This window comes from Candidatus Tisiphia endosymbiont of Beris chalybata, from assembly GCF_964026555.1.
Taxonomy (GTDB): domain Bacteria; phylum Pseudomonadota; class Alphaproteobacteria; order Rickettsiales; family Rickettsiaceae; genus Tisiphia.
The window spans coordinates 779234-805413 of the sequence record NZ_OZ032159.1 but is presented as its reverse complement, the minus strand read 5'-3'; the positions used below and the strand labels follow the sequence as shown (position 1 = coordinate 805413).

The 26180-nt window shown below is 34.2% G+C and carries 20 protein-coding genes, 1 tRNA gene and 3 pseudogenes; 6 read left to right on the top strand and 18 right to left on the bottom strand.

The window, feature by feature from the left end:
- Positions 1-39: 39 nt before the first annotated feature.
- Together AAGD44_RS03845 and AAGD44_RS03840 are read right to left on the bottom strand one after the other, a co-directional pair.
- Positions 40-216, bottom strand: coding sequence for a hypothetical protein (locus AAGD44_RS03845; RefSeq protein ID WP_341763460.1), 177 nt, complete (start codon positions 214-216; stop codon positions 40-42).
- 11 nt (positions 217-227) lie between these two features.
- Positions 228-521, bottom strand: coding sequence for a hypothetical protein (locus tag AAGD44_RS03840; RefSeq protein WP_341763459.1), 294 nt, complete (start codon positions 519-521; stop codon positions 228-230).
- 125 nt (positions 522-646) lie between these two features.
- Between AAGD44_RS03840 and AAGD44_RS03835 the strand changes: the two genes are divergently transcribed.
- On the top strand, positions 647-2815 hold the full coding sequence (locus AAGD44_RS03835) for a hypothetical protein (protein WP_341763458.1): 2169 nt from the start codon (positions 647-649) through the stop codon (positions 2813-2815).
- Positions 2816-3047: 232 nt separating this feature from the next.
- On the opposite strand, the pseudogene AAGD44_RS03830 reads toward AAGD44_RS03835, so the two are convergent.
- From AAGD44_RS03830 to nth, 5 genes and pseudogenes are all read right to left on the bottom strand, one after another.
- A pseudogene (locus AAGD44_RS03830) lies at positions 3048-3185 on the bottom strand (IS5 family transposase); the annotation flags it as partial.
- Positions 3186-4429: 1244 nt separating this feature from the next.
- A complete protein-coding gene (locus tag AAGD44_RS03825; RefSeq protein WP_341763462.1) occupies positions 4430-5533 on the bottom strand; it encodes an IS4 family transposase in 1104 nt (367 codons plus the stop codon).
- 856 nt (positions 5534-6389) lie between these two features.
- Positions 6390-6581, bottom strand: a complete 192-nt coding sequence (locus AAGD44_RS03820) for a palindromic element RPE1 domain-containing protein (protein ID WP_341764623.1) — start codon at positions 6579-6581, stop codon at positions 6390-6392.
- A gap of 369 nt (positions 6582-6950) precedes the next feature.
- A tRNA-Ser gene (locus AAGD44_RS03815) sits at positions 6951-7038 on the bottom strand.
- A 386-nt stretch (positions 7039-7424) separates the two neighbouring features.
- Positions 7425-8078 (bottom strand): endonuclease III, encoded by a 654-nt coding sequence (nth, locus tag AAGD44_RS03810; protein WP_341764622.1) that lies wholly within the window; start codon positions 8076-8078, stop codon positions 7425-7427.
- A gap of 51 nt (positions 8079-8129) precedes the next feature.
- On the opposite strand from nth, the gene grxD reads away from it, so the two are divergent.
- The 3 genes from grxD to AAGD44_RS03795 all read left to right on the top strand — a co-directional run bounded on the left by grxD (position 8130) and on the right by AAGD44_RS03795 (position 11700).
- Entirely contained in the window at positions 8130-8474 is a 345-nt protein-coding gene (gene grxD, locus AAGD44_RS03805; protein WP_341764675.1) for a Grx4 family monothiol glutaredoxin, read from the top strand.
- 1986 nt (positions 8475-10460) lie between these two features.
- Positions 10461-10637 carry a palindromic element RPE1 domain-containing protein gene (locus tag AAGD44_RS03800; protein WP_341764621.1) on the top strand — a complete coding sequence of 59 codons (177 nt, stop codon included), beginning with the start codon at positions 10461-10463 and terminating at the stop codon, positions 10635-10637.
- A 664-nt stretch (positions 10638-11301) separates the two neighbouring features.
- A complete protein-coding gene (locus tag AAGD44_RS03795) occupies positions 11302-11700 on the top strand; it encodes a helix-turn-helix transcriptional regulator (RefSeq protein ID WP_341764620.1) in 399 nt (132 codons plus the stop codon).
- A gap of 608 nt (positions 11701-12308) precedes the next feature.
- Here the strand turns inward: AAGD44_RS03795 and ftsZ are convergent.
- From ftsZ to AAGD44_RS03735, 11 genes and pseudogenes are all read right to left on the bottom strand, one after another.
- Positions 12309-13281, bottom strand: a pseudogene (ftsZ, locus tag AAGD44_RS03790) (cell division protein FtsZ); the annotation flags it as partial.
- Positions 13282-13402: 121 nt separating this feature from the next.
- Positions 13403-14296, bottom strand: coding sequence for an IS3 family transposase (locus AAGD44_RS03785; protein WP_341763476.1), 894 nt, complete (start codon positions 14294-14296; stop codon positions 13403-13405).
- Positions 14297-14307: 11 nt separating this feature from the next.
- The gene (locus AAGD44_RS03780; RefSeq protein ID WP_341763459.1) at positions 14308-14601 is read right to left on the bottom strand and encodes a hypothetical protein; all 294 of its coding nucleotides are present in this window, start codon (positions 14599-14601) and stop codon (positions 14308-14310) included.
- Positions 14602-14888: 287 nt separating this feature from the next.
- Positions 14889-16271, bottom strand: coding sequence for a class II fumarate hydratase (fumC, locus tag AAGD44_RS03775; RefSeq protein WP_341764618.1), 1383 nt, complete (start codon positions 16269-16271; stop codon positions 14889-14891).
- A gap of 275 nt (positions 16272-16546) precedes the next feature.
- Positions 16547-17179 carry a histidine phosphotransferase family protein gene (locus AAGD44_RS03770; RefSeq protein WP_341764617.1) on the bottom strand — a complete coding sequence of 211 codons (633 nt, stop codon included), beginning with the start codon at positions 17177-17179 and terminating at the stop codon, positions 16547-16549.
- Between the two features lie 264 nt (positions 17180-17443).
- Complete coding sequence (sdhA, locus tag AAGD44_RS03765) at positions 17444-19219, bottom strand: succinate dehydrogenase flavoprotein subunit (protein ID WP_341764616.1); 1776 nt, start codon at positions 19217-19219, stop codon at positions 17444-17446.
- 237 nt (positions 19220-19456) lie between these two features.
- Complete coding sequence (gene sdhD, locus AAGD44_RS03755) at positions 19457-19849, bottom strand: succinate dehydrogenase, hydrophobic membrane anchor protein (protein WP_341764615.1); 393 nt, start codon at positions 19847-19849, stop codon at positions 19457-19459.
- Positions 19850-19861: 12 nt separating this feature from the next.
- Positions 19862-20257 carry a succinate dehydrogenase, cytochrome b556 subunit gene (gene sdhC / locus AAGD44_RS03750; protein ID WP_341764673.1) on the bottom strand — a complete coding sequence of 132 codons (396 nt, stop codon included), beginning with the start codon at positions 20255-20257 and terminating at the stop codon, positions 19862-19864.
- A gap of 23 nt (positions 20258-20280) precedes the next feature.
- Positions 20281-20457 (bottom strand): palindromic element RPE1 domain-containing protein, encoded by a 177-nt coding sequence (locus AAGD44_RS03745; RefSeq protein ID WP_341764614.1) that lies wholly within the window; start codon positions 20455-20457, stop codon positions 20281-20283.
- A 160-nt stretch (positions 20458-20617) separates the two neighbouring features.
- Positions 20618-21589: a quinolinate synthase NadA gene (gene nadA, locus AAGD44_RS03740; protein WP_341764613.1), complete on the bottom strand. Its 972-nt coding sequence runs from the start codon at positions 21587-21589 to the stop codon at positions 20618-20620.
- 12 nt (positions 21590-21601) lie between these two features.
- Complete coding sequence (locus AAGD44_RS03735) at positions 21602-24115, bottom strand: DUF3971 domain-containing protein (RefSeq protein ID WP_341764612.1); 2514 nt, start codon at positions 24113-24115, stop codon at positions 21602-21604.
- A gap of 537 nt (positions 24116-24652) precedes the next feature.
- On the opposite strand from AAGD44_RS03735, the pseudogene AAGD44_RS07815 reads away from it, so the two are divergent.
- Both AAGD44_RS07815 and AAGD44_RS07810 read left to right on the top strand, forming a co-directional pair.
- Positions 24653-25570, top strand: a pseudogene (locus AAGD44_RS07815) (UDP-glucose dehydrogenase family protein); the annotation flags it as partial.
- A 60-nt stretch (positions 25571-25630) separates the two neighbouring features.
- On the top strand, positions 25631-26074 hold the full coding sequence (locus AAGD44_RS07810) for a UDP binding domain-containing protein (protein ID WP_410521007.1): 444 nt from the start codon (positions 25631-25633) through the stop codon (positions 26072-26074).
- Positions 26075-26180: the final 106 nt, after the last annotated feature.

The following is a 26180-nucleotide window of genomic DNA, read 5'->3' as shown; positions in this document are numbered from 1 at the left end:
ATACTGTAGGTTGCCTCCCTTGGCAATCCTTATTATCTATTATCCTCCCATATTCCCCTTATCCAGAATTAACGTACTATAGATCTCAACTATTCTATTACTTAAATAATTATCTTGATCCTTCTCCGAATCCTTGTAATATAGGCTGGAGCGGTTCAGATTCAATAGCTGACTTTGCTGACGAACACTTAAATCTTTATAATCCTTATCTACCATCACTTTCCTCTTTATAGTTTCAACTTGGCAGATACGAGCTGCAAAAAATCGTTTTCTACCTTCAATTTGCCAATAGTTGCATGCAGTTTCTCTATTTCGCTTGTAGAACTAGAGGAATTACCGTTTTCATAGCTAAACTTAAAAATATCAGCACCATTTTCCAAAAATTGTTTCTTCCACCTTGTCATTACCGACCTTGGAACTTGATATTTTGAGATTATTTCAGCAATACTCAAATCTCCTCGGATCATCTCTAGCGATACTTTAAACTTAAATTCTTTACTGTAACTTTTTGGCTTACTCATTTTCGACTGCTCCTATTTTATATTTATTTTAACATAAAATAGTCTCTCTATCACTGCTCTAGTTTTCGGGGCGCATTACGGAAAGCGTTAAAGCTCTTACCCGCTCAAGTCAATATACTGATGAGATGCAGGACGATAAAGGCAATCACCTTAAAGCCGCTAGATTTTTGAAAATGTTAGAACCTTTCCTTGAGCTGAGGAATGTTTGGAGAAGACATGCTGGATTTAAAGATAGGAAAGCATTATTAGCATTTTTTGAACGAAAAAGGCACTCTACTCTAACTAAAAAAGAATTATTTCCCTCTATGCACTTTGATGTTAATGAAGCCGTTACCCTCGGATTTGGCCTTCCTATTACGTTAGAGGATAGTTTTACATTAATACACCAGGAGACGCTGATAGCTTTAAATGTTGTTAATAAAGATTTAAAGCAAATCATTGAAAAATATTATCCTCCTTTATTGCAACAATTAAATAATCAGTGTAATCATATAGCAAGAGGTAGTTTTATATACACAACTCCACCAACTATAATAGATGTCACTTCAAAAAAGATTTCTATTACGAAAGTTCTACCTTTAAGATCTCACGCAGCAATACTCAAAATACAATATAATTGTAAAACAGGTATTACTTCAGTTAAATTTTCTATATTTGGTGGAAATGACAATAATAGGTGGGAACATCTAGCAGTAGATAGTGAAATAAATTTGAGACTAGGTGATTTTCACTTTGTGAATAAGCCACACTTTGGCGAACAAAAAGAAAACTTCAGTTTTGAGGTCAAAATTGATAGTATAAAACAAATAGAACAATTAATAGAAACCATTGAGAATTGTATTGCAACAAGTTACACTATAGCTGACGACCCCGGGGTTGATATTAACCAAGCATTGCATTCTACATATATAATGAGAGCAAATCAAATAGATAAACTCCTAACATTAAAACCTGAATTGAAGCATTCTTATATAGATAGGCAAATATTAACACTTCAATTAATTAAGAAGAGAGCAAGTTTTATAACTCATAGAGAATATTTCTTTAATTTAAATAGTAATCAAATTGAATATTTATGTAATAAAGTAAACCTTACAGTTCAAGTGCTATCAAAAATATATTATACCAAACTCGGTATTATAGAGTTTCTTATTAAGAATGTTAAAGAGATAGGCACTCTATCTGAAGCTGGGTTTCCTCTAAAATCATTATTAAACAATGAAAATATTACACTCGAGAAGTTACAGCTTTTTGTCAAAAATAGTAATCAAATTGAATACTTCTGTAATAAAGAAGACTTTACGCCTCAAGAACTATTGAAAATAGCACCTGATGTAGTACAGCTCCTTATTAATAAGGTTAAAGAGATAGTCACTCTATCTAAAACTGGTTTTCCCCTAAAATCATTATTAAACAATGAAAATATTACACTCGAGAAGTTACAACTTTTTGTCAAAAATAGTAATCAAATTGAATACTTACATACAGCAGGAGCTGTACCTCAAGTACTATTAGACATGTGTATCAACCGTGCTAATCACTTCGAGTACATTATGACTAATGGTCCTGAAATACTTATCCTATCTAGCCTTGGTTTTCCAATACAAGAATTATTTAAGGACAATGATATAAATAAAGTGAAGTTTTTCATTGATAATAGTTACGCGATAGATGCTTTAGATAAAGAAGTTAAGCTCACCTTAGGAAAAATGTTAGAAATATATAACAGTAATGTTAATAAAGCTAAGTTCCTTACTAATAATTATTTTGGTATTATAGAGATTTTATCTAACACGGACCTTACGCTTCCGGAAATATTAGTAACGTATGATAGTAATGTTAATAAAGCTGAGTTCCTTATTGATAATTATATGGAGATATTGATTTTATCTGATAAAACTAATTTTACCATTCAATACGTGTCAAAAATATACGATAATGATCCTGGTTGTGCAAAATTAATAACAAATAACGAGAACAAAATCGAAGATATCTTACAAGAGGGTATTTTAACAGCAGAAGATTTAATTAATTGCAATTCAAGTCAATTAACAGAATTAATAAAGGACAAAATTACTGCAATACAGTTAAAAGCATCTTTAACCCAAAACGTTCAAGAAAGTAAAAATAATACGGCACAAATCACAAAATCATTAAAGACAAAAGCAGTAGAAATAGGTAATGCTGTACCTCTTGCAGCCATAACGATTACTCCTTCAACTAATATTCAGAATATTGGAATAAAGCAAAAGGGGTTAATTGCCCATCACGGTAGTCTCATGAACAAAAAATAAAGGGTTATTAATTTATTCTACATAATAATGCTATCAAATGATCTGATTTTAGCATAATTACCACTTATTAATTAAAAATTGGTGTATATATTCAATATATAGTTTAAATTCTTGTTTAAAATTTATGCTGTTATAATTACTAAAATTATATATTACTTCTAAAATCCACCACTGCATAAGGCGAATATTTTTTACAGGATAAAGACAAAAAGAAAAGCTATACCAAAAATGAATAGAAAATAGCATCTATTATGTCTTTCTTACTATATTTAGGGGGTCTACCTCCTTCTTTGCATGATGGGATAAATAATTCTTGTATTAAACTCCATTCTCTTTCTTTTAGATCTGTAGGATATTTTGCTCTTGCCATAATTTAATATTCATCGCTTATTATCTGTTAATTTATCATATCTTTGGTTTTACAACAAGCTCTATATGATAAATTGTTATAATATAGACCTCCAAAACAAAGAATATAAGTATATATTGTGACAAAAAGTTAACAAAAATAAATCTTTGTCTAGTCTTATAGCTTAAGTCATTGAGGTATGGATAAAGTAAGGGGGAAGCTATGGCACTGTTAACAAAATAAGTTGTAAATGAGAAAATATGGGATAGAATAATTGAGCAAGTAAGAAGGTTCAATTATGAAAGCAGAAAGAAAATACCCAATTAGTGAAAGTAAGTTTGAAGAGTTGGTAGAGCCAGCTATCAAAAGAGAGTTAAAGAAACCAGGTCGTCCTATGACAGTAAGCCATTAGACCTCTTGCATAACCTAAAGATAATTGAAGAATTTTTAGGAGAAACGAAGTCGAGTACCGCAGCGTACATGTTAAGTACGTGAGGAACAGAGAGGAGTTTCGACGACAAAATTACCAATTAGATTAGGTTATGCAAGAGGTCTATTAAATCGAAAAATGCTATCCCAGTTATACCCTTAAAAGGTGTGTATTTACCTAATGATTCTAACTTAACCCCAAAAGATTTTTACGATACTACACTTTATCGAAAACGACATATTATTGAAAGACTTTTTGGTAGGCTTAAAGAAAACAAACGAATTGCTATGCGATTTGATAAACTTGACTGCACCTTCCTCAGCTTTATCGCTCTTGCTCTTATTAAAGCTTATAACTTATTTTGTTAACAGTGCCATAGCATAGTTCATTAAGGTGCGTACAGGGTATTTATCTTCAAGCGGGCACGACTATTATGCTTCCCTCATACTATCATGTATACATCATAATGACATAAGCTATATACTGTAACAAACGAATATACACTCCATATTCGTCATGTTTCAGCAACTCTACATCCTTAGGCGAAGCTGATAGGTAAAAGAGTTTATCAAACGATTCAATCATAATGATTTTCTCTTTAAATCAATCAAATTAAGTGCATTTTTATTGCGTAAAAAAGTGCACCCTATGCAACAAAAGAAATCTTGAAAAAATCACCAAAAAATTCCAATTTTCTTATGATTTTCTAGGAATTTATCCTAAATTTTATGCTAATTTTGATGCCTTTCAAAACTTACCCACTTGATATCTACAAAGTTATCCACAGTATTGATGGGTAGTTTAATGTTTTGGTGCTCAGTACATGACATAAAGGTTAACATGATATAATTGTTGGTAATTTGGGGATTAGAGGCTTGATAAATATATCAATAATGCTGGATAGTTCCTTGTACATTTGCCCTTGGTTTAAATATATTCTTCGTAAGTAATCAAGTCCATACCTAAAAGGTGACATAGCCTTTCTGCCGTGAGTTTTCAATTTTATAGGCCAGATAGAATGCCGCCATAAGCCCACAGTATAAGCAAAGGTAAAAGTTATAGCTAATATCCCTAATAATTTGTTTATTCTATCCAAATGTACTAAATGGGTATTTTCAAAGTTGAAGCCACGCGTCTTAAGGCATGCAAAAAGATTTTCAATTTCCCAGCGTTTTTTGTAAATATCCAAGGCCTGATAGGGGTTGTCATTGGTTGCTATAATTACTAATTCTCCTTCTCCGTTACGCAAAGCAGCCACAGAAACTTTAGGTCCTTTATAGTTCTTACCTAAATATCTCTTACCTCTGAGTACTTTATATTCATTATTCTGTAACTTCTTTACTAATGGATTTGCTGTCACTAATTCGTTTTCTGATCTACCAATAGTTAAATTTTGCTTAATTCTTATATAAAATGGAATATTACGATCTGCTAGAAATTTCAACCAGTCATCACCGATAAATTCACGATCTCCAAGCAATGCTGATATTTTTTCTACTCCAAATACTTGCAAAAATCTACCTATTAATTTCTGACGTTCACCACTATTTGAAACGCCAGTTTTTGGTAACATGTCCCACATGATTGGTATAGCTATGCCATTATGGCAGATTGATAATACTAAAATATTGATATCAAGCTTGCCAAATTTCCAGTTAGTACGATCCAAAGCCAACAACCATTTTTCTGATTCAATTTTGGCAAATGCTACTAATAATTTAGCCAGTGCAGTATAACAAAAACTAAAGCCAGAAAAAAATCTTTGTAGTTTGCGATATCGAGAATTATCATTGCCAGCTCCTTGAACTACCAAAGCTAGTTGAGTAAGATTGACATCTCTGACATAGAACAATCCTGTTATTATCTGCTCGATTAATTTTATACTTGCAAAACTCTTAAAAAAATAGTTTCCTAATAGTTGTGATAACGCTGAAGTCATTCTCCTTCTCCTTAAGTCTTAGACAACTTAAGTTATAGGACTTTGATCATGCGTTATCCACTGTTTTTTTCCTTGTTAACCTTTATGTCATGTACTGAGGTTTTGGTGATAACATTTTGTCGATTATTACACAGCGTTGTTGCGACTGAGCAAAAGGCGCGCACGGCGATCTAGGAAAATTTTTTACAACAAACTAATATTTTCTGGATTAATATTTTCTGGATTGCTTCGCTTATGCTTACAATTGTGACAGAACTTTTGGGAAAGCTGGGTTTACCAACTGTAATTCAATTGTTACGGGCTTAAGTCATCAGAAGTATGGAAATTATTATCTGATATATAAAGTGGCCAGTTGACTTAAAGACGCGAATAATTTAATATCGCAACTGGAATAGTGGCAACGCTATTCTGGGGTGTAGTAACCTCTTGTCAACGTGGTTGTGTATCAACCGTAAAATGATGCAATCCTCGACTTTGTTGTGGTCGGGGAGATAATAGCGTATGTTCAGGGCTCTAACCTAAAGGCTATTATAACTGTCGTTGGCGGTTTTACTAACTCCCCGATCGCCTGAGTATAGTCTCTGGCGGTCAAAACTCTTTATTTAATCATTTAAGAGGGGGCTGTTATGACTGTCAAAAAAACCATTATTTTACTTTACCCACCATATACGCTACAACAAATTGCTGAAATCAAAAAATCTCTCATTACTTTCTACCCAGACTTTAAAATAGTAAAAATTATCACCGCTAACAGTGAATATGATGCTCAAGCTCTGCAACAATTTATAAAGATTGTCAGTAGCCAGGGCGAATCTGTTAACCTAATTATCGATCATAAAACTTATACTTCTCTGCCTCAGAATATATTAACCTGGTGCGTCCTTGGGACTCTAGGGATAGCAGGCTTAATTAGACCTCTTGCATAACCTAATCTAATTGGTAATTTTGTCGTCGAAACTCCTCTCTGTTCCTCACGTACGTCTATGTACGCTGCGGTACTCGACTTCGTTTCTCCTAAAAATTCTTCAATTATCTTTAGGTTATGCAAGAGGTCTATTGATTCGGTGTACGTCTATCAGGGGCGTAACACTTCTAGCTCTATGCAGGAACACGCTATTTTCAAGAAAAGTGATCTTAATTTTCTGCACCTCAGCTCATTCCACTTCCAACTGATTATGATTCCTATATTAGATATATACTCCTCTGAGATGAAGCTGACGATAAATTTACTGATCCCGCTACAATGCTGATAAGTCTAGCCCTTGAGGCTTATGAAACTTTCAAAGGTTCTGAAATGCCGCAAAAACGTAAAATGATAAATTTCGTATTTCAGAACCTGCACCTAAGGGGCAGGAAACTTGAACCCGACTTACGTTTCCCGTTCGATATTTTTGACAAAACGATCGTCTGTTCCGAATGGCGGAGAGAAGGGGATTCGAACCCCTGACACGTTGCCGTGAACACGCTTTCCAGGCGTGCGCCTTAAACCGCTCGGCCACCTCTCCAAGAGTATTTGTTATATTATACCATTTCCGGAAACTAGGTCTGTGAAGGTTTCTAGGTAATGAGTAGATTTATAGGCATTTTTGCTCACAGAACCGCAGCGCACTAGGGTATACGTGAGGATTCAAGAACGAAAATAACGATCGATAAGACCATTAGATAGAAACCTTCACAGAACCTAGTAGGTAATTTTGTTGTCAAAACGGCCTTCCGCTCCACAATCGTCCATGTATAGTATAGCCATTAAGGTGCGTACAGGGTATTTATCTTTAAGTATGCATGACTACTATGCTTCCCGCGTACTATCATGTATGTATCATAATAACCTAAGCTATACGCAGCTCGGTTCAGCTTCATTTTTCCTAAAAACCTCGAGCACTTTTTCGACTTATACAGGAAGTCTAATTACGGAATTTATACTAGCATAATATTCACAGTAATCTTTAACAGGGCAAACAGCACAATTGGGAGAGCGGGCTTTGCAAATATATCTACCCAGCAATATTAACCAATGATGTGCATATTTCATCCATTTTATATCAATAGCGTTAAGAAGCTCCACTTCTACTTTTATTGGGGTATCACCTTTAGCAATCCCTAATCGGCGAGAGACGCGAAATACATGGGTATCTACCGCCATAGTAGCCATATTAAATAAGCGATTTAATATGACATTCGCAGTTTTTCTACCGACCCCTGGCAACTTTATTAACGCCTCAAAATTATCAGGTACCTTGCTATCATACTTATCTATTAAAATTTGACAAAGTGCAATAATATTTTTTGCTTTAGTTATAAATAAACCTATTGATTTTATATTATTCCTTAATTCTAGTTCTCCTAACTCTAAGAATTTTCGCGGGGTATTGTAAGTTTCAAACAATAATTTGGTAGCTTTATTAACGGAGGCATCAGTTGCTTGAGCAGATAATATTACCGCTACAAGCAGCGTAAAATCATTAACATATTGCAGTTCTGTCTTAGGCGTAGCATTAATTTGACTTAAAGTTTTAAAGATTTGATCAATTATTTCGGCTTGCATGATATAACATTTAAGTATAAAAGGAAATTACAATTTGTAGCAGGTTTAAGAATGGGAGAAAATAAAAACTTTAATTATATAACAAATGAAATTGAAAATAATGAGATTGTATTATTTATGAAGGGAACTGCCCAGTTTCCTCAATGCGGTTTCTCATCTATGGTGGTGGCAATCTTAAAAAAACTTGGAGTAAAATTTCAAGATATCAATGTTTTAGCTCAACTAGATTTACGAGAAGATATCAAAACTTTTAGTGATTGGCCTACTATTCCGCAACTTTATATCAAAGGGGAATTTGTAGGAGGATGTGATATTGTTCGTACCATGCATGAAAATGGCGATTTAGTATTACTATTAAAGAGTAAAAACATAACGATGAACCCTGAGGCCGACTAAAATTTACTGTAATATACTACTCGTCTTTCAAAAATTGTTTTTTTATTTTATCGTGAACTCACATGCTCACTCACATGCTCACGCACTTACATGTACGCTGCGCGCGCTCGCCGTTCAAAATAAAATGATGGTTCTTGAAGTACGAGCGGTATATATAGCATAGGCCATTAAGGTGCGTACAGAGATTTATCTTCAAGTATGCACTTACTACTATGCTCCACGCATACTATCGTGTCTATATCATAATGATATAAGCTATACCATATAACAGTAATTCGATATTAACAAACTGCCCCATATCCTAAGGCCAAAGTGAGAGCCCAGCAGTAGGACCACAGAGGTAAACACCTATTTTTAACTTTGAGCTCATTTTGGTTGAATTTTTGCTTTTATTTAGCTATGTTTATTCCGCAAGTTCTTTCATATTAATAATAAGTTAATACTTATAGAATAGTTTACACGGAGCATTATATTCAGCAAGAGAATTGCTTAATATAGGTTGACGCTAGCGTAAGGTGGCTAAATAATTGTACTTAGCTCTTTTCAGTTACAAACTATGAAATTTTTGTAAAAATAGCTAAATGTTAAATGATTAGAGACCTTACAGCGATTATAGGTTCAGCGGAGGAAATTTTTTAGGAGCGATTTATAGAGAATTAGTAGAAATTGTATAGGAGTAGTAGAGCTATTTCCAAAAATTTCTGCCATTTTACAGATAAAATATGCATAAATCCAACTATAAACATTTCGTTCCTAGCAGCTATTTTGGAAGCTTGTCGGTTAAAAAGTTAAAAAAATTGGTACAAAGTATAAGCAGTGAAGCCTTAATTTTTATTATTGAGTTTTATTATTATTTTACTAAAAGTTATAATTTTTACTTAAATTTTTGTTTTAGTATTAAGCGATGCGTAAGTTGTAGACAGAAAATTTAAATTATTTGATATATTTGTTTTATTTACAGAACCTGAAATTTATTCTCAAGTGATAGGCGGTGCAAAGGACAAAGTTACGAGCGGCCGCGCTTGCCTCTTAAGTGGAAATGGGTAAACAACTTTTGAAAGTGATATAGTATGTTTTAGATTTTATTAACAAAATTTTATAGTTTTAACTTATTAATGTTTTATTCTAAAATAGTGGAGCTTACTTGGGTAGTAGTAGTGCTATTGCCAAGACAATTCTAGTATTTTTTGGTTATAACCTTATATCATAAGCGCCTCTAAAATTTTGTTTCTAGCACTGAAATACAGGGATTAATAAAGTCGCCAATATAGCTAAGAGTATTTCTAAAATCTTTGGAAAGGTAATCTTACTTTATTAACTTATACCTAAGAAGGTACGCCTAAAATAGCGCAAATAAGATAATTTAACAGGCTTTACTTATTTAGTCTTAGGTAGCCTTTAAAATTTTTATAGAACATGAATCTATCATTCTTTCATATATATATACTCGGTGAACTTCAAGAATTGGCGTCGTCGTGCCCTAAAGATCGAGGCTGCTCACGTACTTTATAGTACGCTGCGCTGCTCGACTTTGCCACTCCTCGCTCTTTTTGAAGTTGATTCTATCGTCTACCAACTCTTCAGGTGCGAGCAGTATATTCTCGTATGTGATAAACAAAAGGTAATATTCAATAATAAAATTACCCTCTAGATTTGTCTGCTAACAAGAAGGCTAATTTTCTGCAAATAACTACTATATTCGCATGATCCCTCGAGTTAGATTTGAAAATAGATCTTTTGCGAAACTTGCATCACGCAAGGGATTTGAAGGAGATGAGCAGCGCAAAACCGTAGCGTAGCTGAGGGTTTGAAGGCCTAGACTCATTGTTTCAATTACCAGCTCGATAGAGTTTCGAAAGAAGTCTAATGAAGGGCGAAAGCAGTATACGCAATGGATTTCAAGAGTTGGATTTTATTTTAAATGGTGAGCGCGCGCAGCGTACACGCCAGTACGTGAGCACGCGAAACTTTGATAAAATAGACCTCTTGCATAACCTAAAGATAATTGAAGAATTTTTAGGAGAAACGAAGTCGAGTACCGCAGCGTACATAGACGTACGTGAGGAACAGAGAGGAGTTTCGACGACAAAATTACCAATTAGATTAGGTTATGCAAGAGGTCTAATGAAAAAACAACTCTTGAAAGGCGAAGAGTATACATAAGGTACCTGCTTACCTGAGCCTAGGCTATTTTCAAAAAACAATTCTTTAAAGCAAAAGAGTATACTGCTCGTATTTCAAGAATCCACATTTTATTTTGAGCAGTCGGTGCCCGCGCAGCATATATGTAAGTTACGTGCGTATACGAATCCTTAATAAAATAAAAAAGCAATTCTTGAAAGATGAGCTGTATATATAATATTTGTTAATTGAGAAATAATTAGCACTTTAAGTTTATATCTCTTGTGCGAAATAATATAACGATTTTAGTAGTGGTATTTATGCATAATGCAAGAAAAGAAATATTAGTAGTTGACGCGGCTTCCTTTATCCTTTAGTTAATTTATTTTTTAGACTTATCCCTTTTAATAGCAAAGAATAATTTAAAAATTTCTAATAAAATAAAATTATAATTTACAATTTAATTAAGTATCTGTAGGATTGCAATAATTATATAATAGTTAAAAAATTTTAAATACCTTTTAGCATAAGTAAAAGGAAATATATTAAATAGGAATTACTAACCTAATAGATACGCTTTTTTATAGTAAGTTAGTAACTTTACGCTGTTATTAAATGAGCTTATTAATATATGACATAAATATTTGCTTTTGTTAATAATGTATATATTAAAAATATTTAATAATTCATTCATCAAGGAGTTAGAATGGCAAGAAAAAATGACTATATACAAAAAATTGATCAGTTTATTGGAGAAAAAATTTATTCTCTGCGCCTTGCTAAAGGATGGTCACGTCAGCAACTTGCTGATGAAATTGAGGTAACTCATCAACAATTACAAAAATACGAAAAAGGTATTAACAGAATATCGATAGGGAGGTTAGTTCTTATTGCTAAGGCATTAGACAAAACTATTGATTACTTTTATGAAGGATTAGAAAATGCAGATAATATGGCCCCGGTATTAACGCAACATCAGCGTATGTGCATCGAAGTATCAAGAAATTTTATGAAAATTCGCAACCCAGAACACCAGCAAGCAGTGAATGCTTTGATACGAGCTCTTATTAAAGAACAACTACCAAAAGAACCACTACCAGTATAGGTTTGTTCATTACCTCGCTCGGGTACTTAGCGGATTGGAAAAGATAGGCAAAATAAATAATATTAATTCCATAATTTCTATATAGTGACTTCAGTTGAATTATATATAAGTGTGAAAAGTGAAAGCCTAGGAGTTGATGGCAAAGTAAGAAACAACAACTGCAATAGACACTTCCTGCATAAGTCAAATCAATTAACTATATAGAAAACGCTATTTTGGTTTTCGTAAGAACGCGGGAATATCGTGGATATTGCTCTCCCCCTCAATACTGGGGGACGTAGGGATAACAGGAGGGTGAGTAGCCTCTGGGACGTGAGGAGGGTTAGTCTTTAGTGAGTTCCACATCCTACTTAATAAAGAGCTCTTATGAAGGCTTGGGGCAGGCTGAGCTTGTATATTATGCTCTGGCATTACTGGTACTCGTAAATTTAAAGGCGGGACCTCAGAATCTGTGGAGTCCCCTTGATCACTAATATATTGGGCAAAATTTGGGATTTCTTCTACAGTTTCGGTACCATTCACTGCATAATTAGGATTCTCATTTTGTGGAGCAATAGTAGGAAGCTCTGGCACCATATCATTAATATATGATTTATTAGCGTTAAGCGTTTGATCCGCATCAATACCCGTGGCAACTACCGAAACTCTAATAATGCCATTTAATTCCGGATTAAATGTGGAACCAAAAATAATATTTGCATCTACGTCTCCTACTTCTTCTCTAATCCTGTTAGCTGCGCTATCTACCTCAAATAGAGTCATATCCACACCGCCAGTAATATTAATCAGAACTCCTTTAGCACCACGCATTGAATTATGGTCAAGTAATGGGTTAGAGATCGCTGCTTCTGCTGCCTTAACAGCTCGCTCTTCTCCGGAAGCTTCTCCTGTCCCCATCATTGCTTTTCCCATTTCACTCATTACTGTTCTAATATCTGCAAAATCTAAATTAATCAGCCCTGGCATAATCATTAAGTCAGTAACTCCCCTAACACCTGCATGTAATACATCATCTGCCATTTTAAAAGCATCAGCAAAGGTAGTATGTTCATTAGCGATACGGAATAAATTTTGGTTCGGTATTACTATGAGAGTATCGACAAATCTTTGCAAGTCTAAAAGCCCTTGAGTAGCTGTTCTAAGTCTGTGCCTGCCCTCAAAATGAAACGGTTTAGTGACAACCCCTACTGTAAGAATGCCTAACTCTTTGGCAATTTTTGCTACCACTGGAGAAGCACCCGTTCCGGTACCGCCGCCCATTCCCGCCGTAATAAAGACCATATTGCTACCTTCTAAATGTCCTCTAATCTCATCGGCTGATTCTTCTGCAGCTAACGCCCCAATTTCTGGGGATGCCCCTGCTCCTAAACCCTTAGTGATGGTGATACCTAGTTGGATTTTATTGTCACATAAGGAATGTTCTAACGACTGAGCATCAGTATTTGCCACCACAAATTTTGCTCCCTGTAATTTTGCGTTTAACATATTATTAACAGCATTACCTCCTGCCCCTCCAACGCCAAATACTGTTATAATTGGTTTCAGAACTATATTGTCTGGAGCTTTAAAATGTAAGGCCATAATAATACTTCACTCATTAAATTTTTAATTATTTTTAAATTTTTTATTATTAGACTTCCTGCATATGAACTGCGCCCCTATGTTTAGACCAAAAAAGCTTTAAATAGAGAGACTATTATTTTCATAAACTATCTACAAAAATATTATTTTTATAATTTTGTAGCTGTTGTGGTAATAGTGGAATTGTGGGTAAGTCGCAAGACTTATCCATAAATCCACTATATATCTCAAACGGCGTTTTGTACTCCAAAGCCTGATGGGGCCTTTGATTGTTATACCAATTCAACCATTTCGGGATATTATTTTTCAACTCTAAAACTGAAGTACACCGGTATAAATACGACCCCTCATACTTAAACGATCGCCATAAACGCTCAATATGGGCATTATCGTTACACCTGCCTTTGCCCGTCATGCTGATGCTTATGACGCATCTCCTCAATTCATTAATCCAATCCTCGCTGGTAAACTGGCTACCTTGATCACTATTAATTATCGACGGCTTCCCATATTTAGCTATAGCATCTTCTAACGCTAGCAAACAGCTCTCTGTATTTAAACTATTTGATAAACGATATCCTACTACTAATCTAGTATAAACATCGATTAATGCAACCAAATACATAAAACCACTTTGTACCCTTAAATAAGTGATATCCACCTGCCATACCTGATTTGGCTTTATAACCTCTAACCCTGATAGCAAATATGGATAAATAGCTTCTTTTAGGTTTCTTTTACTTGTATTAATCGAAGGGTAAATTGCTTGCAAATTCATTAGTTTCATCAACCTCCTGACTTTTTTGCTGTTAACAATTACCACTTCTCTCCTAAGTATCGCCGTTATTCGCCGGTAACCATATATCGGATAATTACTATAGATCTCAACTATTCTATTACTTAAATAATTATCTTGATCCTTCTCCGAATCCTTGTAATATAGGCTGGAGCGGTTCAGATTCAATAGCTGACTTTGCCGACGAACACTTAAATCTTTATAATCCTTATCTACCATCACTTTCCTCTTTATAGTTTCAACTTGGCAGATACGAGCTGCAAAAAATCGTTTTCTACCTTCAATTTGCCAATAGTTGCATGCAGTTTCTCTATTTCGCTTGTAGAACTAGAGGAATTACCGTTTTCATAGCTAAACTTAAAAATATCAGCACCATTTTCCAAAAATTGTTTCTTCCACCTTGTCATTACCGACCTTGGAACTTGATATTTTGAGATTATTTCAGCAATACTCAAATCTCCTCGGATCATCTCTAGCGATACTTTAAACTTAAATTCTTTACTGTAACTTTTTGGCTTACTCATTTTCGACTGCTCCTATTTTATATTTATTTTAACATAAAATAGTCTCTCTATCACTGCTCTAGTTTTCGGGGCGCATTACGGTCTATATATACTACTCGTCTTTCAAAAATTGTTTTTTTATTTTATCATGGACTCACGTGCTCACGTACTTGCATGTACGCTGCGCTGCTCGACTTTGAGCCTCATCGCTCTTCTTGAAGTTGATTCTATCGTCTACCAACTCTTTAGGTACGAGTAGTATATATTAACTTATATAGAAACTCTATCTAAGCAGGAGCAAGAAATCTCTATATCATTTTCTCTACTATTACTATTTTATCAAATTCATCACTTGTAAGAAGCTGTAATTTGACTGCAGCTTCCTTTAAGGTAATACCCTCTTGGTAAGCCTTTTTAGCAATTTTTGCGGCATTATCATAGCCAATATGTGGATTTAATGCCGTTACTAACATTAATGATTGCTTGATTAATTTATTTATATTTTCTACATTTGGTTCAAGACCAACGATGCAATGAGCTACAAAACTATTAATGGCACTAGAAATCAAATCTATTGACTGTAAAATGTTATATATGATCACTGGCTTAAAGACATTTAATTCAAGGTGGCCATTTGATCCGCCAATAGTAACTGCAACATTATTGCCCATAACTTGCGCACAAACCATAGTTAATGCTTCCACTTGCGTTGGGTTAATCTTACCTGGCATTATGGAAGAACCAGGCTCGTTTTCGGGTAAATGTAATTCACCAAAACCGCATCTTGGCCCTGAGCCCAATAATCTAATATCGTTGGCAATTTTCATCAAGCTTACAGCTATAGTGTTTAAAGTTCCTGAAAATTCAACTAAAGCATCATGAGCTGCTATGGCCTCGAATTTATTAATAGCAGTCTTAAAGGGATAATCTGTATATAACGCTACTTTATTAGCAAATTTTACTGCAAACTCTTTATGACAATTAATGCCAGTTCCTACGGCAGTGCCTCCTTGTGCTAAATAATATATTTTTTTCAGCGATTCTTCAACTCTTTCTATTGAATAGGTAATTTGGGTAACATATCCCGAAAATTCTTGGCCTAAGGTTAACGGAGTTGCATCTTGTAAATGAGTTCGCCCTATTTTTATTATTTGCCCCCAAGCTTTAACTTTTTTCTCCAGCTCTAATTGTAATAATATTAAGGCAGGAATTAATTGCTTCTTAGTGGCAATTACAGTTGCTATATGCATAGCTGTAGGAAAGGAGTCATTAGAGGATTGGCCCATATTAACATGGTCGTTAGGGTGCACAGGATTTTTCCCCCCTTTCGTGCCTGTTAAATGTTCATTAGCAATAGAGGCAATTACTTCATTCATATTCATATTAGTTTGAGTGCCAGATCCTGTTTGCCATACTGCTAAAGGAAACTGATTATCAAATTCTCCCTCTAATACCCTAGAGGTAGCCTTATCTATTGATTCTGCTATTTCTAGCTTCAAATTTCCTAATTCTCTATTCACTGCGGCGGCACATTTTTTCAAAATAGCTAGAGCCTTAATTAACTGAATAGGCATTTGTTGATTTCCTATCCTAAAATTCTCAAGAGATCTTTGAGTTTGTGCACCCCAATAAAATTGTTCCTCTATTTTGACTTCTCCTAAGGAATCGGTTTCTATTCGATAATTTGTCATAACCTATCTTAATATATCTGTTAACTAATTTCTATATACTACTCGTCTTTCAAAAATTGTTTTTTTTATTTTATCATGGACTCACATGCTTACGTACTGGCATGTACGCTCCGCGCGCTCGCCATTTAAAATAAAATCCAATTCTTGAAGTACGAGCAGTATATATACACGGTGAACTTCAAAGATTGGCATGCGCCTGCACCCTCAAAATCAAGATTTCTTACCCCTTATAATAAAATGAGGGCTCTTGAAATTCATAGAGTATACTTTATAATTCAATTATTTTTATCCTGCAGGATATATTCTATAGAGCCCAGGGTGGGGTTAATTTCTAATTTATATCCACACTCGGTAGTCAAATAATAAGTGTAATATTCATGAATATTGTCGGTGTTAATATTCTGAGCATCGCCTTTTCCAAGCAGAATATCATTTTTATTCTCATCAAATCTCAGTTGTTTATCTGTAACAATCACTTTGATCACAAAGGAATTATTACTTGCTACTTCCAAGTTAACTAGTATCATACCTTCTTTTTTTAAGCTATCTGTTGCTATAAAAATTAGGCACATAATCATTTTACTGATACTATCTTTTATAGGGGTAGTTGTAAACCCTTGAAATGTTAATTTAATATTGTTATTTTTTAATTTTAAAAAATTGATGCTTAATTTATTAATTTCTCCAATCTCTATATTGCTGTTATCACAAGGGATAGAATATAAATGGCGATAAAACTGTAAGCGACCTATAAGCTTACCTATACTACTCTGCACTAATGTAATAGCTTTGTCTTGATACTCTTTAGATTGTATTAAACGCATACTATTATCTATTGCCCCCATTAATCCCGCAAAATCATGAGATATTTTTTCATTTAAAGCCTGACATAATCTTATTGATAACACATTAATAATACCTCAAGTGCAAAGGGTTAAGTAATACCAAGTTGCTTTCTTCACATTAGGTCGTCGTATTTCGGGATTCGTCGTGCTCACCTAGATCTACTAGGTTCCGCGCGCCTCACCACTCATACTCCTACTACTGTCTTGAAAGCAACTTGGTATGAGAGAATTCTATATATACTGTTCGCACCTGAAGAGTTGGTAGACGATAGGCTCTACCATCATGCCTAGCAGCAAAATCATCGCAAGAGGAGTATAGACTGCACTTTAATAAACTCTTTTAGCAGGCGGAATGGCCTCTACTTCGTTAGACAAAGTTGTGAGAGTGACAGGTTTATAATCCAATATTACCTTTCCCTGCTCATCAATTACAGCTAATGTATGTTTAATCCATTCTTGATCGTTACGCTCAGGATAATCTTCTCGAGAGTGGGCTCCTCTGCTTTCTGTTCTATTAGCTGCGGAATATATAGTGATAAGCGCCTGATCTAACAAATTAGATAATTCTAATGCTTCAACTAAATCACTATTCCATATTAAAGATTTATCATTTACCTGTAGGTTAGTATACTCTTTTCGTGCTTGATTAATTAACTCTATTCCTTCATCTAATACTTCTTGAGTTCTAAACACCGAGGCATGGTTCTGCATAATCCGTTGCATTTTTAATCTTAAAACAGCTACTGGCATATCACCCTTGCTATCACGTATATTATCAAATCTACTAATTATTTTATCTAATATAAATGGCGGTAAAGCTTTATGTGGCGTCTCAGCTTTAATAATTTCTGCAGCTTTTAAAGCCGCGGCTCTACCAAATACTATTAAATCCAATAAAGAATTAGAGCCTAAACGATTTGCTCCATGTACAGATACGCAAGCAGCCTCTCCTATTGACATTAGACCTGGGATAATTTTATCTTTATTAAGAACTTGCCCATGATAATTTGTCGGTATACCACCCATATTATAATGTACTGTTGGTAATATTGGTATTGGCTGAGTATTTACATCAATACCCGCAAAAATCTTTGCCGTTTCTGAAATACCCGGTAAACGTTCATGCAGAATTTCCGGAGGTAAATGATTTAAATGTAAGAACACATGGTCTTTATGTTCACCAACGCCTCTACCTTCTCTGATTTCCATAGTAATAGCTCTGGATACTATATCTCTAGAAGCAAGATCTTTGGCAGCTGGCGCATATCTTTCCATAAACCGCTCACCGTTAGAATTGACTAAATATCCCCCTTCTCCTCTTGCCCCTTCTGTTATTAAACAACCAGAACCATATATACCGGTGGGATGAAACTGAACAAATTCCATGTCTTGCAATGCAATAGAACTTCTTACAGCCATGCCCCCTCCATCACCTGTACATGTATGGGCACTGGTAGCAGAAAAATAAGCTTTACCATACCCGCCAGTAGCTAAGACTACTATATGTGCATGAAAACAATGAAGGCTGCCATCATCTAAATTCCAAGCTACTACTCCTCTACATTCTCCATCATCCATTAATAAATCAAGAGCAAAATACTCAACGAAGAATTGAGCTTTATTTTTTAAAGCCTGCTGATATAAAGTATGCAATATTGCATGCCCTGTACGATCTGCTGCAGCACAAGTTCTTTGCGCCGCTTTACCTTTTCCATAGTTGGTGGTCATTCCTCCAAATGGGCGTTGATAAATTTTCCCTTCTTCGGTGCGGGAGAAAGGTACCCCATAATGTTCAAGTTCAAGCACTGATGCTACTGCATGTTTGCACATATACTCGATTGCATCTTGGTCTCCTAGCCAATCCGACCCTTTAACAGTGTCATACATATGCCAACGCCAGTTGTCTTCTCCCATATTCCCAAGAGCAGCACTAATACCTCCTTGTGCTGCCACCGTATGGCTTCTTGTGGGAAAAACCTTACTGATACACGCTGTACGCAGCCCTTCTTTTGCCATGCCAAAGGCAGCTCTTAGTCCTGCGCCTCCTGCTCCAACTACTACTACATCAAACTCATGGTGAATAATATTATAAGACTTTGGCATTGAATATGTTCCTTATAGCTATATAGTTTGGATAAGAATTAATAAAGTCCTTATTCTATATTAACGTTTATTAGTAATTTTTCAGCTAGTAAATTGGACTTTTTTCCAAACTCGCTTCTGGTAGGGAATTTGAAGAAGACTCGGAGCACAAAACCGCAGCGTACATGTCAGTACGTGAGGATTTGAGCACCGAATCGACGTACAAATTACCAGCAGAAGTAGAGTTTCGAAAAAAGTCTATTGTTCAGCTATAATCATAGTATAAAATAATGCTACTATGAATGAGGCTGACGTTATAATACAAAATATCTGCAGAGAGATAATCAATCCAATACGCAGTTTTACACAATGGATATAGTCTTCAATTATAACCCGCATTCCAAGCATTGAATGATACAGAGAGGTAATCACCAAGACTCCTAGTACGATAATATTATAAGGTTTTTGTAAAATTATAATAACAGAAGTTAAATCCTTGTTAATAATATTTTTTATAAAAAATATTAGCCAGATAGAACAAAGCAGTAAAATAAGAGCAGTTATTCTTTGATACCACCAATGGCTAGCACCACTTTTTGCTGCTCCTTCCCCTTTAGCTTTTGTCAAGTCTGTTCTTAAATTATCTATCATTACTTTCCCAAACTATAAAACTATTATTAGGCCAAAAATTAATGTCATCAATAATGAGCATATTACTACCAGCCAGCCCGTCAAATTAATAGCTTTAATTGAAAAACAATATCCGCTATCCCAAATTAAATGACGTATACCATTACATAAGTGATAAAACCAAGCAAAACTGACCCCTATTAAAGCTACTTTAAACAAACTACCTTTGAAATATTGTACATATTCAGAGCTAAATTGATTAAAGGCTAGGATAATAAAATACCATACTAATACAGCTAGGCTCACAAATAATCCTATTCCTGTGATACGGTGAAAGATAGACAAAACTGAACTAATCTGTTTTTTATATATCGTTAAATGAGGAGAAAGAGGCCTATTATTATAAATTTCCTGCCTTGTTTTCGACATAATTAACCTTACGTTATATTTATTCACATATACTCTTCGCCTTTCAAGAGTTGTTTTTTCATTAGACCTCTTGCATAACCTAATCTAATTGGTAATTTTGTCGTCGAAACTCCTCTCTGTTCCTCACGTACGTCTATGTACGTTGCGGTACTCGACTTCGTTTCTCCTAAAAATTCTTCAATTATCTTTAGGTTATGCAAGAGGTCTATTTTATCAAAGTTTCGCGTGCTTACGTACTTAGTTGTACGCTCCGCGCGCTCACCCCTCATAATAAAATCCAACTCTTGAAATCCATTGAGTATAGTAATAGTTTTAACCAATTCTTGCAAGCTTAACCTAAGTACTAATTATGTAAGCAGCCTATTTACTTAATTCTAACATTCTATCTAAAGATCTCCTGGCTTTAATTACTATATCTCTCTCTAATTTAATTTCCGGATATTCGTTAACCATACAAAGATATAACTTCTCCAGAGTATTAAGCTTCATATGAGGACAATTACTACAACTACTACAACCAGCTTGATTAATAGAAGGTACTTCATAAAATTTGCTATCTGGGCTTTGCATTTGCATTTGATGAATAATCCCTGGTTCGGTAAGCACAATAAATTCGATCCCGTTATTGGCTGCTACATATTTAAGTAGCGCAGAGGTAGACCCTATGTAATCTGCATAGCTTAGTAAAGTATCTGGGCACTCCGGGTGCGCAATAATTTGAGCTAAAGGGCTACTTGTACGCAGCTTAATTAACTCTCTTTCCGAAAAATTCTCATGAACAATACATGAACCATTCCATAATTTCATTGGCCTGTTTGTCTTTTTTATTAGGTAATTTCCTAAATGTTTATCAGGCGCAAAAAGGATAGGCTGCTCTTGTGGTATAGCATTAATTATTTTTTCTGCACTAGAGGAGGTCACTATAATATCAGATAAGGCTTTTACCTCAGCAGAGCAATTAATATAAGTTATAGCAATATATCCCGGATTTTCTCTCCTGAACTTAGCAAAATCTTCAGGACGACAGGATTCTTCTAGCGAACAGCCCGCATTCAAATCTGGGAGCAAGACTTTCTTATGAGGATTAAGGATGTAAGCAACTTCTGCCATAAACTTCACCCCACAAAAAACTATTATATCAGCTGAAGTCATAGAAGCTTTCTTAGACAATTCTAATGAATCTCCAATAAAATCTGCAATATCTTGAATCTCAGAATCTTGATAGTAATGAGCAAAAATTACTGCATTTTTTTCTGTTTTAATTCGTAAAATTGCCTGCTCAAGATCAAGGTAAGGATCAATAGCAGAAGAGGTAAGAACATTTTGCTGCATATTTATAAACACTTATTCCTTATATTCCAGCGCAATAGAGTAAGGCGCTACCTTAGAAAATATTTTGCCAATGATTGGAATTTTGGTGATAATGTTACTCATAAAAAAGAATGATGGTATAACGTTTCCTTTAAGTTTGATTTGGCGCCTATCAGTGTCAATTACCCCTTGCATTGTAAAATCAAAAAATGGACCTTCAGCTGCACTATTAGAGATTTTAACAGTATTGCCTATATAACTAAACTGCCCCTGCATATTAGTAAACATAATATCTTTATTGTTTAATATAAAACTCATAAAGCCAGGAAACGAAACAAAAGATACTATTCTAGTAAGAAAAGACATATCGGTAATAATAAACTGCTTTATATTAAATGTCCCGTTTAAAATGGGTATTATTTCACCTTTTTTAACTTCTTGTCTCTTGGTTTCAAGATTCAAATTTACTGTGCCAGTTTTCATATTATTATACATCCCTATACCTTTTAATAGAGCACCTGCATTATTACAACTAATGAACCATTGCTCTTTATCTTGTTTATCGGTAAGTAACATTTTCAAAGTTTTAGATCCAATTTTGGCGAATAAGGAGCCCGAGAAGCACTTCGTTTTATCACAGTCAATTTGTAGATTGAAATCATTAAGCCATATATTATTTTGTAGTCGAATTTTTTCTATCCCCACTTTCAAATGAATATTTTTGGTGTCTGCAGCTTTTTCTAAAAATTGCATCATATTAGAATTAGACAAATCCAATTGCTTACCCTGAATTTCTGCGTTTAAATTATCTTTATCTAATAGCAATCTACCGGTTAAATTAGTACTTCCGTAACTAATGACTGGCAAAGTAATATCATATTTATTGTTGGGCAGTTTAACTTGAGCAGTAATTTTTAAATTGTTTTCACCGACAAGATCAAAATGCAGGCCGTCCTTTAAATTATTTTCTAAGTTTCCTAACAAAGTTAATTTGGCTTCCTTCCCGCGAGTTTTATGGATAGAAATTTTATCAATATAAAATTCTAAATTTTTTAGATTTGCGTTGGCAGAAATTATAGATTCTCCATTATTTTGTGTCTTATATTCAAAATCTAGAATGGTACTACCACCAAGTAATTTTATTATTCCAAATTGTTGATTATTTCCCGGAACGGTGGCTTTAATACTTAATATCTTGTCGTAATTATCTTTTTTATTACTAATAATATTGTGCTGATACACAAAATTACTATTATTATTGTTAATTTTTCCTACCCCAGCTACTACTATTTTATCTCCGTTAAATGAGCCAGTCATTTTAGCATTTTTTAATATGATATTGTTATCAAAGGCGGTAAGATTAGCATTAGTAATCACAGTAGAGATATTATAGGTATTTTTGATCTGGGGATTAATGGGAATAGATATTTCAATTTTAGAATTAGCCTGCCCTGTAACCTTTTTAAGATCTATCCCTTGGCTTTTTGCTTTTTTATAATCTTCAGCAGGGATAAAGTCAATTAAATCTATCGCCTCCCCCTTAGCATTAGCGTTGACAGTAAAATATGAATCTTCCATTCCTTTCCATTCCAAAGTTATTAACCCAGAAAGAAGGGTATCACTACTGTAGGCTTGGTTTACCACAAAGTCAACTTTTGATCCGGCTACCTTGACATCAGTATCCACCTTCTTAAGAGCGGGATAGTCCGGGTCATACTTATATTCCAAATCTATAATGTGTAATTTACCATTTATTGCGTTTTCCGGAATGTGTGGTGTTAAAGCATTATTATCAAAATTTAAATTAAGCTCCCCTGTTCTAATGTAGCCGCCCTTAATATATTGTTGTAAGAATAAAACTATTTCATTATCGGCAAGAAATTTTTCTCCAATTTTATAAATTATTATAGGAATATTATTAATATCAGCTTGCGCTTCAACTATGTTATTATGAATTTTACCTTTTAATAGAAAGTTAGCTTGATTGCTAAAAGTCAATTTACAGTCTAGTGATTTTTGTGGGATTGTATCAGTCTTATTTGTATAAGTACAAACTCCTGCCCCATCTGACAGGTACTTACCATATGAATCAAGTAGCGCAACGTTTTTAATCGGGGAGAGATTTATTTCTGTTTCAGTATTATTTTTAAAAGGCTCTATTATGTGCTTAGCGGAGATAACCGTCTCTATTATAGGTTGATTATCTTCAGAAATGACAGTGAAACTATCCATACTAATAATATTCGTGACTATAAGATTACTCATTAGATTACTAATAACAAAATTAATATTAAAGTTAGTAATTTCCCCCTTAGTATTATGGGTTAAATCCATAAAAATTTTGTCAATTGATAGAATATTATTTCTTATTTGCAAATTACCAATTTTTATTTGAGCATTTTTATAATTTAAATAAGTTTCTATTCCCTTCTTTATTGGCTTATCAAAATAGCCTCTACTGGCCCCCAATATCAATAAATATAAAACTAAAATAGTGATACAAACTACTACACTTAAACCGATAAAAAATTTTTTGATTCCAACCATTTTACTATTTAATTTTAAACAATTATATATTATTTTAATTAAGTCAACTTACTATAAAGATAAAGGTTGTTATCGCGCAGGTAAAGTTAATTAGAGGGCTTGTTTATTAAGTTACTAACTATACTGCTCGTACTTCAAGAATTGGATTTTATTTTAAATGGCGAGCGCGCGCAGCGTACATGCCAGTACGTGAACACGTGAGTCCATGATAAAATAAAAAAACAATTTTTGAAAGACGAGCAGTATATTTTTTAGTAACTTCATTAGAGTTCCTGCATAAGACGAAGTCGTGCTTCAGAATTTGTAGAAAAAACAAAACCAAGCCTAGGGCGCGGGAAGCCACGTTTCGACGATAAAATTACCGACTAGATTGACTTATGCAGGAAGTCTACTGTTAAAGCAGTCTAACATATCAAAATTGTTGCACAAGTTATAGTATCAATTATAATTTTTTCATTTTAAATAAAGAATTTATATAAATTAGAAATTATAGATTGATATGCCCCAGAGCTGAGTTTCTTTTAGGTTAATTTATTTATGAATATTACTTTTATCGGTACTGGTTATGTAGGGTTAGTATCAGGGATAATGATGAGCTATCTTGGACATAATGTGAGTTGTTTAGATACCGATACGCAAAAAATTGCTCAACTCAAAAAAAATATATTACCAATTTATGAACCAAAGCTAGAACAGTATTTAACTCCCTTACTAGAATCTGGTCAATTACAGTTTCTAGATACCTATAGCGCCACCTTAGAAGACTCTAATGTAGTATTTATTACTGTAGGAACACCTTCTCTTCCATCAGGGGCAGCAGATTTACAATATATTTTTGCCGCTATAGATAATCTTAGTAGCTGGATTAACAAGGAATGCCTAATTGTTATTAAATCGACAGTACCTCCTACCACATGCAATCAAATTATTACCTACCTACACGCAAAAAATCTGCACTTTCCTGTTGCATCCAATCCAGAATTTTTAAGAGAAGGTAGTGCGGTAGATGATTTTTTAAATCCCGATAGAATCTTAATTGGTACCAATAGCAAAATTGCTGAAGATTTACTCAGAGAAATTTATCTGCCTTTAATTACTAAGGAAATAAGAATGGTGTGTACCGATTTGGTAACTGCAGAGCTAGCAAAATATGCCTCTAACTCTTTTTTAGCAACAAAAATTGCTTTTACTAATGAAATGGCAAATTTATGCGAACAAACTGGGGCGAATATAAAAGATCTTACTTTGGCGATGGGACTGGATAAAAGGATAGGGGAAGAATTTTTAAATGCCGGACCCGGTTTTGGGGGTTCATGCTTTCCTAAAGATCTTCTAGCCCTTGCGCAAGTGGCTAAAACTTTTTATACAGAGTGTCAAATTATTGATGCGGTTATCAGTAGTAATAATCAAAGACCCTATGATATGGTTAACAAAATTTACTATATCCTAAATAACTGCTCTATTTCAGAGCCTATTGACATTAGTCCTCGTTCGCAGCTCGCTTCTACCTTATATTTGGAGCAACAACAAGCTGAAGCAAACAAATATAATTTGCCCTCCGAAATAAATTTTAGTAATAAGACAATAGCTGTCTTAGGGTTAACTTTTAAGGCCGGTACTGACGATATTAGAAATAGTGCAGCGATTAAAATTATTCAAATCTTGCTTGATCGAGAAGCAATCATTCAGGCATTTGATCCTATGGGTATGCTGCATACTAAAAAATATCTAGAAGCTTTAAATTATAATAATATATTTTATGCAACAACAGCGCTTAGCGCATGTCAAAATAGCGATCTAATATTAATTACTACTGAATGGGCAGAATTTAAAGCTCTACCTTGGGAAACTATAAAGTCTCAAACTAAAAACCCGATAATTATTGACCTTCGCAATATTTTAGATGCAGATCAGTTAAGTTCCATAGGATATAAGTATCATTGTATTGGTCAGGGCTGAAATATATACTGCTCGTACTTCAAGAATTGTTATTTCATTAGACCCCTCTATTATTTTTGACGGATACAGGAGGTCGAATTTAAGAAAATATAAATGGTTAATACTA

Coding starts and splice junctions, on each gene's coding strand:
- AAGD44_RS03845 (WP_341763460.1), bottom strand. CDS start 216: ATGGTAGATAAGGATTATAAAGATTTAAGTGTTCGTCAGCAAAGTCAG.
- AAGD44_RS03840 (WP_341763459.1), bottom strand. CDS start 521: ATGAGTAAGCCAAAAAGTTACAGTAAAGAATTTAAGTTTAAAGTATCG.
- AAGD44_RS03835 (WP_341763458.1), top strand. CDS start 647: ATGCAGGACGATAAAGGCAATCACCTTAAAGCCGCTAGATTTTTGAAA.
- AAGD44_RS03825 (WP_341763462.1), bottom strand. CDS start 5,533: ATGACTTCAGCGTTATCACAACTATTAGGAAACTATTTTTTTAAGAGT.
- nth (WP_341764622.1), bottom strand. CDS start 8,078: ATGCAAGCCGAAATAATTGATCAAATCTTTAAAACTTTAAGTCAAATT.
- grxD (WP_341764675.1), top strand. CDS start 8,130: ATGGGAGAAAATAAAAACTTTAATTATATAACAAATGAAATTGAAAAT.
- AAGD44_RS03795 (WP_341764620.1), top strand. CDS start 11,302: ATGGCAAGAAAAAATGACTATATACAAAAAATTGATCAGTTTATTGGA.
- AAGD44_RS03785 (WP_341763476.1), bottom strand. CDS start 14,296: ATGGTAGATAAGGATTATAAAGATTTAAGTGTTCGTCGGCAAAGTCAG.
- AAGD44_RS03780 (WP_341763459.1), bottom strand. CDS start 14,601: ATGAGTAAGCCAAAAAGTTACAGTAAAGAATTTAAGTTTAAAGTATCG.
- fumC (WP_341764618.1), bottom strand. CDS start 16,271: ATGACAAATTATCGAATAGAAACCGATTCCTTAGGAGAAGTCAAAATA.
- sdhA (WP_341764616.1), bottom strand. CDS start 19,219: ATGCCAAAGTCTTATAATATTATTCACCATGAGTTTGATGTAGTAGTA.
- sdhD (WP_341764615.1), bottom strand. CDS start 19,849: ATGATAGATAATTTAAGAACAGACTTGACAAAAGCTAAAGGGGAAGGA.
- sdhC (WP_341764673.1), bottom strand. CDS start 20,257: ATGTCGAAAACAAGGCAGGAAATTTATAATAATAGGCCTCTTTCTCCT.
- nadA (WP_341764613.1), bottom strand. CDS start 21,589: ATGCAGCAAAATGTTCTTACCTCTTCTGCTATTGATCCTTACCTTGAT.
- AAGD44_RS03735 (WP_341764612.1), bottom strand. CDS start 24,115: ATGGTTGGAATCAAAAAATTTTTTATCGGTTTAAGTGTAGTAGTTTGT.